This is a genomic window from uncultured Campylobacter sp., assembly GCF_937890585.1.
Classification (GTDB): Bacteria; Campylobacterota; Campylobacteria; order Campylobacterales; family Campylobacteraceae; genus Campylobacter_A.
In genome coordinates, this window is sequence record NZ_CALACG010000098.1 from 1 (window position 1) to 7,747 (window position 7,747).

At 42.4% G+C, this 7,747-nt stretch carries 7 protein-coding genes; 3 read left to right on the forward strand and 4 right to left on the reverse strand.

The window, feature by feature from the left end:
* Positions 1–258: 258 nt before the first annotated feature.
* Positions 259–1,806, reverse strand: coding sequence for a DNA recombination protein RmuC (gene rmuC / locus Q0296_RS02705; protein ID WP_298036242.1), 1,548 nt, complete (start codon positions 1,804–1,806; stop codon positions 259–261).
* 384 nt (positions 1,807–2,190) lie between these two features.
* The gene (locus tag Q0296_RS02710) at positions 2,191–3,402 is read right to left on the reverse strand and encodes a saccharopine dehydrogenase family protein (protein WP_298036245.1); all 1,212 of its coding nucleotides are present in this window, start codon (positions 3,400–3,402) and stop codon (positions 2,191–2,193) included.
* 93 nt (positions 3,403–3,495) lie between these two features.
* Between Q0296_RS02710 and Q0296_RS02715 the strand changes: the two genes are divergently transcribed.
* Positions 3,496–4,218 carry a tetratricopeptide repeat protein gene (locus tag Q0296_RS02715; RefSeq protein WP_298036248.1) on the forward strand — a complete coding sequence of 241 codons (723 nt, stop codon included), beginning with the start codon at positions 3,496–3,498 and terminating at the stop codon, positions 4,216–4,218.
* Here the strand turns inward: Q0296_RS02715 and Q0296_RS02720 are convergent.
* Positions 4,215–4,889: a hypothetical protein gene (locus tag Q0296_RS02720; RefSeq protein WP_298036251.1), complete on the reverse strand. Its 675-nt coding sequence runs from the start codon at positions 4,887–4,889 to the stop codon at positions 4,215–4,217. The two genes, Q0296_RS02715 and Q0296_RS02720, sit on opposite strands and share 4 nt — an antisense overlap.
* Positions 4,890–4,899: 10 nt before the next feature.
* Positions 4,900–5,541 (reverse strand): non-canonical purine NTP pyrophosphatase, encoded by a 642-nt coding sequence (locus tag Q0296_RS02725; RefSeq protein WP_298036255.1) that lies wholly within the window; start codon positions 5,539–5,541, stop codon positions 4,900–4,902.
* A 111-nt stretch (positions 5,542–5,652) separates the two neighbouring features.
* Here Q0296_RS02725 and Q0296_RS02730 point away from each other — a divergent pair, with 111 nt between their 5' ends.
* Both Q0296_RS02730 and Q0296_RS02735 read left to right on the forward strand, forming a co-directional pair.
* On the forward strand, positions 5,653–6,954 hold the full coding sequence (locus Q0296_RS02730; protein WP_298036258.1) for an MFS transporter: 1,302 nt from the start codon (positions 5,653–5,655) through the stop codon (positions 6,952–6,954).
* A partial coding sequence (locus tag Q0296_RS02735) for an aminoacetone oxidase family FAD-binding enzyme (RefSeq protein ID WP_298036260.1) occupies positions 6,951–7,747 on the forward strand: 797 nt, incomplete at its 3' end. The genes Q0296_RS02730 and Q0296_RS02735, both read left to right, overlap by 4 nt.

Here is a 7,747-nt window from a genome sequence, read left to right on the forward strand (position 1 = left end):
TTAGCCCTTTGCCTATCTCGCTTTGGTTTAAGCCTTCAATGAATTTATTTTGAGCTTAATACGCCACTTATTTTAGATAGGCTCTTTGCACGTCCTTCATTTGTTATGATCTTTAGATCAGCCGCGCTTAGCGCCTTAGCCTGCTCCAAGCCCACGTCTTTATTGCCTCGATCTGCTTGTTCAAGATAAGAAAGCCCTTATTATAACGTGTCTCTCTAGCTAGATTTGTAAATTTATTTAAATTTAGGCTAGCTAAATTTACTCTTGCTCACTTTTTGCACTGGCATTTGCTAGCAAGATCTCTCTAGGTCTTGCTTCAAGCTCTTTTACCTGCGTATCTTTAGGATTTATAGCGATCTTTTTAAATTTCTCCAGCCTGCTATCAAGCCCGCCTTGACCACTCACGCTTTTAACGACCTCGTTGAAGTTATCATTTACCGATCTCACAGAGTTTCCAAGCCTATTTAGCTTCTCAGCGACGGTGCAAAATTTCTCGTAAATTTCATTTGCACTTTTTAAAATTTCCTTCGCCTCTTTGTTGCCATTTTCCATGCGCCATAAATTTGCCACCACACGAAGTAGCGGCATGAGCGTCGTGTGCGAGACTAGCACCACTTTTTTCTCATAGCCGTAGTTAAACAAATTTGGATCAAATTTCAAAGCCTCCAAAAATGCCGGCTCAACTGGCACAAACATCAGCACAAAGTCAGGGCTTTTTACAAGCGATGAGTAGTCTTTTTTAGCTAGCTCGTCGATGTGTTTTTTTATTGAGGCGATATGCTCGCCAAGAGCTAGTTTGCTCTGCGCCGGATCAGCCGCCGCAACCGCCTTTTCGTAGGCATGGAGTGAGACTTTGCTGTCTATTATCATCTGTTTGTCGTCTGGGAAATTTATGGCAAAGTCAGGTATGAGCTTTTTGCCGCTCACGTCAAAACTCTCTTGCGTAGTGTAGTGCGTGCCCTTTTCTAGCCCTGCAGCTTCCAGTGTTCGCTCAAGCTGCATCTCGCCCCAGTTGCCAAGGACCTTGTTGCTGCCTTTTAGCGCCGTGCTTAGCGAGTTTGCCTCTTTTGACATATTTTTGCCAAGCTCGACCACCTCTTTTAGCTGCGCGCTAAGCTCGCCTGCACTCTTTTGCGAGTCGCTGTGGGCGTCATTTACTCTCTTTTCAAAGCTTGTTATCTTCTCGCCAAGTGGCGTTAGCAAGAGCTCAAGCGACTCTTTGCTGTTTTTTGAGAAATTTGCACTTTTTTCTTCAAATATCTTATTTGCAAGGTTTGCAAACTCTAAATTTAGCTCGTTTTTCACCTTTTTTAAATTCTCTTCTTGTGATCTTAGGATGTTTTCTTTGGCCTCGATCTCACTTTTTAGTGCGACAATAGCGCGTTTTAGCTCGTTTTCACTCTCGCTTGATCTTTTTAGCTCATTCTCTTTTGCGCCAAGCTCATTTTGTAAATTTAAAGATAGCGACTTTGCCATCTCAGCCATCTTTGTCTGGCTGCCAAGCTCCTCATTTAGACGCCTTAGCTCGCGCTCTAGCTCGTCCTCTTTTTCATCTTTTTGCTTGAGCGAAATTTTATACTCGTCTAAATTTTTAGCTAGCTCATTTATCTTGTCACTATTTGCTTCAAGCTTTGCTCTTTGCTCGATATTTAGCCGCTCGCTATCTTTTAGCTCATCTTGTAAATTTTCTAAAGCTTCTCTTTGCTTTGCATTTTTCAAATTTGCACTTATCAAAAAAGCTGTTAGCATCACGCAAATAAGCGCAAGAGCTGCCACCAAAATATATAAATTTTCTATCGTTAGCACTAAAATTTCCTTTTAAATTTTGGCTTTATTATATTTGAAAATTTGTAAAAGAGTTGTGAAAGTGATAAGCTCATGACAAAATAGGAGAGGTAAATTTTCTAAAAGTTAAAATTAACAAAATAAGGTGAAGTATCGTGAGATGAATTTTGAGCTTTGCATCCCCAAGGGTCGCAACTGCTAGCAGAGGCGAAGAAATTTTCATCCCAAGACTAAACAGATAGTCTTTCAAGGTATTAAATTTAATAAATTTAGGTGAAGTATTTTTCGCTTAGATAAGGCGGTTTTAAATTTTGTGACGGGAGTTACCGGAGTGGGTAATGACCGAGCAAAATTTAAAACCAACGAAGTATAAGTAGAAAAAGAGAAGCCTAAAGAGTCTAAATTTTAAACTTCGTATCTCTCTCCTGGCTTCATTTCTATCATCTCCCACGGCAAGCCCTGCTTATTTAGCTCATTCATGAAAGGTTTTGCGTCGAAATTTTCCATGTTAAAGACGCCTTTACCGCTCCAGATGCCTTTTGCCACCATCATTGAGCCGATCATCGCTGGCACGCCTGTGGTGTAGCTAACAGCCTGCGCGCCTGTCTCGGCGTAGCAAGCCTCGTGGTCGCAGACGTTGTAGATATAGACTTGGCGCTCTTTGCCATCTTTTAGACCGCGGATAACGCAGCCGATGTTTGTTTTGCCTTTTGTGCGAGGGCCAAGGCTTGCAGGGTCAGGCAGAAGCGTCTTTAAAAACTGGATCGGCACGATTTTCATGCCGTTATGCTCGACTTCGTCTATGCGCAGCATGCCGACGTTTTCTAGGCACTTCATGTGAGTTAGGTAGCTCTGCCCAAATGTCATGAAAAAGCGAATTCTCTTTAGTCCTTTGATGTTTTTAACTAAACTTTCAAGCTCCTCGTGGTAGAGCAGATAGCTATCTTTGACACCAACTTTTGGGTAGTCCCACTTAAACATGATCTCCATCGGCTTTGTCTCGATCCATTTGCCAGCCTCCCAGTAGCGGCCATTTGCGCTAACTTCGCGCAAATTTATCTCTGGGTTAAAATTTGTCGCAAATGGATAGCCGTGATCGCCAGCGTTGCAGTCTAGGATGTCGATCTCGTGGATCTCGTCAAATAAATTTTGCTGTGCATAGGCGCAAAATACGTTTGTCACGCCTGGGTCAAAGCCAGAGCCAAGAAGCGCCATGGTACCAGCGTTTTTGAAGTCACCATCTTTCGCCCACTGAAGCTTATACTCAAATTTTGCGGTGTCTGGGTGCTCGTAGTTTGCGGTGTCAATGTAGGGTATGCCAGCCTTTACACAAGCGTCCATAAGAGTTAAGTCTTGATACGGCAGCGCGACGTTTAGAAGCAGATCAGCCTTTGTTTGTTTGATGAGCTCCACCACGGCCGCTGTGTCGTCAGCGTCGATTTGTGCGGTATTTATCTGCACGCCAAGGCGATCTTTTATAAATTTAGCGATCGCATCGCACTTGCTTTTTGTGCGGCTTGCAAGGGTGATATTTGTAAAAACGTCCGAGTTCATCGCACATTTTACGGTTGCGACTTGGCTAACTCCACCTGCTCCGATTATTAAGATATTTGACATTTTTGGCTCCTTAAAATTTTAGTGATTTTAGCAAAGTTAATATAAATTTCTAGCTTCAAAAGGTAAAATGAGCCAAATTTTATAGGAGAAAAGATGAAGAAAATTTTGCCATTTTTAGCGCCTATTTGCCTCTTTGCAAGTAGCTGCGACGAGCTAGTGCAAGAAAGCGTAAATGAGTTTTATAAAAGTGATAGAAATTTAGCTCGCGCTATAAATTTAGCCGAGCAAGCGACCGAGGCATGTCTAAAGACTGGCAACACCGAGCAGGCGATCACTTCGTTAATAAATGGCGGCAGCATTTGCCTAGTAAATAAAGAGCCACAAAAGGCACTAGAGCTCTCACAAAGAGCGCTTGAGCTCGCGGCAAACGTTAGTGACAAACTGCTACTAGCTCGCTCTTATCAAAACATAGGCGGGGCAAAAAAGGCGCTAGGCAAATATGACGAAGCGCTTGCTAATTTTCAAGAAGCTCAAAAAATTTATGACGTCACGCCAAATACCCCAATGCGCGACGAGCTGCTTTGCATAAAGTCCATCGGTAACGCCTACTACATGAAAAATGACTTTGCAAAAGCCTACGAAAACCACATTTTAGCGTTAAATTTACTTGATATCACGCCAGATCTAAGCAATAACGAGCTTGTGCGATCAGAGCTTTTAATAGAGGTCGCTAACGACCTAGCAAAGCTTGATGGAAAAGATCAAGCCGCCAAAAACTACAAAGAAGTGCTTGAAATTTTAAAAGGCAAAGAGCAAAACCATCGCGCCCTTGATCTATTGGAGCGCGCAAAGAAGGGGCTAAAGGAGCTTAACTAGGACTCTATCTTTAGCGTGCCCTCTTTTAAAGAGCTTGCTAGCATCTTGGCAAACTCATCGTCTGCGTAGCTTTTTAGATACTCTTCCAAGTATGGCATCGCGCCTTTTTGATCCATCCTAGCAAGCTTTACTAGCGCAAGGCCTAAATTTGCCCTTTTTACGCCTAAATTTAGAGCCTTATCGTAGTTTTGCTCTGCAAGCTCTAAGCGGTTAGAATTTGCTAAAAAATCAGCAAATTCAGCATAAATTTCCCCATTATCTGGCGTCAAATTTATAAGCTCGCCATAAATTTCGTCCGCCTTTGTAGCCTCGTCCTGCACGTCAAAGTTATGCTTCATCACGTGGAGTCTAGCTTGGCAAATTTTAAAATACCAAGCCTCTTGCCCGCCTAAACTCTTACTAAAGCCCTCACTATCCATAAAATCAAAAATTTTTTCTACCTTCAAAAGGTCGTTAAACGCCACCTTCTTTTGCTGCTCATCTTTAAAATTCAAAGGATATGCTCTTGCATAGATATATAGCTCGTCCGTTGCCTTAAAAAGTGCGATATAGTCGATCTTTCCATTGCCGTTTTCGTCTTTATAAACTATGCTTTTATGCTCAAGCGCCCTATACTCGCTTGCCACCAAAATGCCAAAAGCAAGAAATATAAAAAGTAAAATTTTCTTCATAAAAATAGTCTTATTTGTAGTTTTTCTTTAGGCTCTTTAGTACGAAATTTGCAAGCTCCAACCCCTTTGAGCGGTGAGAAATTTTAAGCTTTGTCTCGTTATCTAGCTCGCCAAGTGTCCTAGTAAAGCCATCTGGGATAAAAAGTGCGTCGTAGCCAAAGCCGTTTGTGCCGCGCTCCTCGTTTATCGCCTCGCCATACATAAAGCCATGGGCCGTGTAGTCACCAAATTTTGAGCTAATAGCGATACAAGCGGTGTAATGAGCTAGTGAGCTTTGTAAATTTAGAGCGTTTAGCTTGCTGATGAGCTTTGCCCTGTTGCTTGCGTCCGTGGCGTTTTTGGCTGCCATTTGGCCGCTCTCGTCGATGTCTGAGTAGCGTGCAGAGTAAATTCCTGGCTCGCCACCAAGTGCGTCCACGCTAATGCCACTATCATCGCTAAGCGAGATAAATTCGCCCTCAAGCCCAAGCTCTTTAAGCTTTGCAAAGACAGCTTTTGACTTTATGAGTGCGTTTTCTTGAAAGCTACTGCCATCTTCAACTATCTCAAATGGCTTTACAACCTCGCTCAGAGCGTAAATTTCATAGCCTTTTAAAAACTCTTTTATCTCTTTTACTTTGTCTAAATTTGACGTTGCAAGCACGATTTTCATTGCAAGAGCTCCTTGATTTTTGGGCGTATTTTACATAAAAGTAGATTAAATTTTTAAATTTAGATTAGTGTTAAAATGATAAAATTAAGGCTTTTAAACGAAGGAAAATTTATGTTAAAAAGTGTTTTGCCACTATCTTTTATCGTAGCTAGCAGATTTTTAGGTCTTTTTATCGTCCTGCCAGTTCTTAGCCTCTATGCCCTAAATTTAGAGGGCGCGAACGAATTTTTAGTGGGGCTAATAGTAGGCGTCTATGCGATCTCACAGATGATATTTCAAGTACCTTTTGGCGCACTCTCAGACAAGATCGGCCGCAAAAAAGCCCTAACCATAGGCCTTTTGGTCTTTGTGGTAGGCTCTATCGTCTGCGCTCTAGCAAGCGACATCTACACTATGCTATTTGGCAGGTTTTTGCAAGGCATCGGAGCTGTGGGAGCTGTGGCAACAGCGATGATAAGCGACTTTGTAACAGAAGAAAACCGCTCAAAAGCCATGGCGATCATGGGGGCTTTTATAGGGCTTAGTTTTACGCTTTCTATGGTGCTTGGACCGCTACTTGCTAGAAGCTACGGCCTATCAAGCCTCTTTTACTTTAGCGCCGCACTTAGCCTACTTTGCGTGGTGCTACTCTACACCGTCGTGCCAAAAGAGATAAAAGTGAGCGAAAAGGCCGAGAAAGTGCCATTTGGTAAGCTCTTTTTACAAAAAGACTATATGATCATAAATTTCACCTCTTTCATGCAAAAAATGCTTACAAGTATCGCATTCTTGGCGATCCCGATCATATTAGTAAAAAAGTATGGCTATGAAAGTGGTGAGCTTTACAAGGTCTATACGCTTGGCGCCGTGCTTGGCTTTTTGGCTATGGGGCTGGCTGGATTTTTAGGCGACGGCAAGGGACTTAGCAAGGTCATCTTGATAGCTGGCACATTGCTTTTTGCCCTAACCTACGCCATTTTTGCCTTTAGCTTTACGCTTTTTGTCTTTGTGCTTGGCGTGGCAATATTTTTCGTTGGCTTTAACATGCACGAGCCCATCATGCAATCAACCGCGACTAAGTTTGTAAAATCCTCACAAAAAGGCACCGCTCTTGGCGTTTTTAACTCATTTGGCTACCTTGGCAGCTTCGCTGGAGGCGCTGTTGGCGGATATGTCCTGCACGCATTTGACTTTAAAACGCTAGCCATCATCTGTGTGGTGCTTTGCGTGATCTGGCTTGTTTTGCTATTTAGCCTAAATGACCCAAGAATTTTTAAAAATATCTACCTAAGCCCTGACATAGCTATAAATTTAGAGCTTTTAAACAGCCAAAAAGGCGTGGTGGATTATTACAAAAACGAGAAAAATCAAGTGATCAAATTTGACTCCCGCCTAACAAGCGAGGTGGCTTTAAAAGAGAGCTTGAAGTTTTGATCTACGACGTCATCATCGTTGGTGCTGGCGCTAGCGGGCTCTTTTTAGGGGCAAATTTAAAGGGCAAAAAGGTTGCCATTTTAGAAAAAAACAGCAGCGCTGGCAAAAAGATCTTGGCAAGCGGTGGTGGCAGATGCAACATCACAAACCGCTTCGTAAGCGCTAAAAACTACCTTGGCGAGCAAAAATTTATAGAGCAAATTTTAAAAGTACTAAACCCAGATCAGGTTTTGAAATTTTTTAGTGAGCTTAAATTTAGTGAGCAAAAGCAAAATCAATTTTTCTGTGATAGCGGTGCAAAGAGCGTTTTGAGCCTGCTTTTAAAAAGACAAGATGCAGAAATTTTTTATAACAAAGAGGTTATCGGCGCTAAAAAAGTAGATGAAATTTTTGAAATTTCAACACCAAATGAAAAATTTAGAGCTAGAAATTTAGTCATCGCAAGTGGCGGACTAAGCTACAAAGCCCTTGGCGCAAGCGATGTTGGCTACAAGGTGGCAAGCGAGTTTGGCCTTGAGCTTTCACCTCTTGCGCCTGCTCTTGTTGGCTTTAGCGTGCAAAAAGATGAGTTTTGGTTTAAAGAGCTTAGCGGCGTTAGTCTAAGTGCGGACGCGGAGATAAATGGCAAAAACGAGAGGCATAAATTTAGCGGCGATGTGCTTTTTACGCACAGGGGCGTAAGCGGTCCAGCGATACTAAACGCCTCACTCTTTTGGCAAAAGGGGCGAATTTGCATAAATTTTTTGCCTAAATTTAGTGAGAAAAATTTAGTAAATGGCAAAAAGCAGCTTAG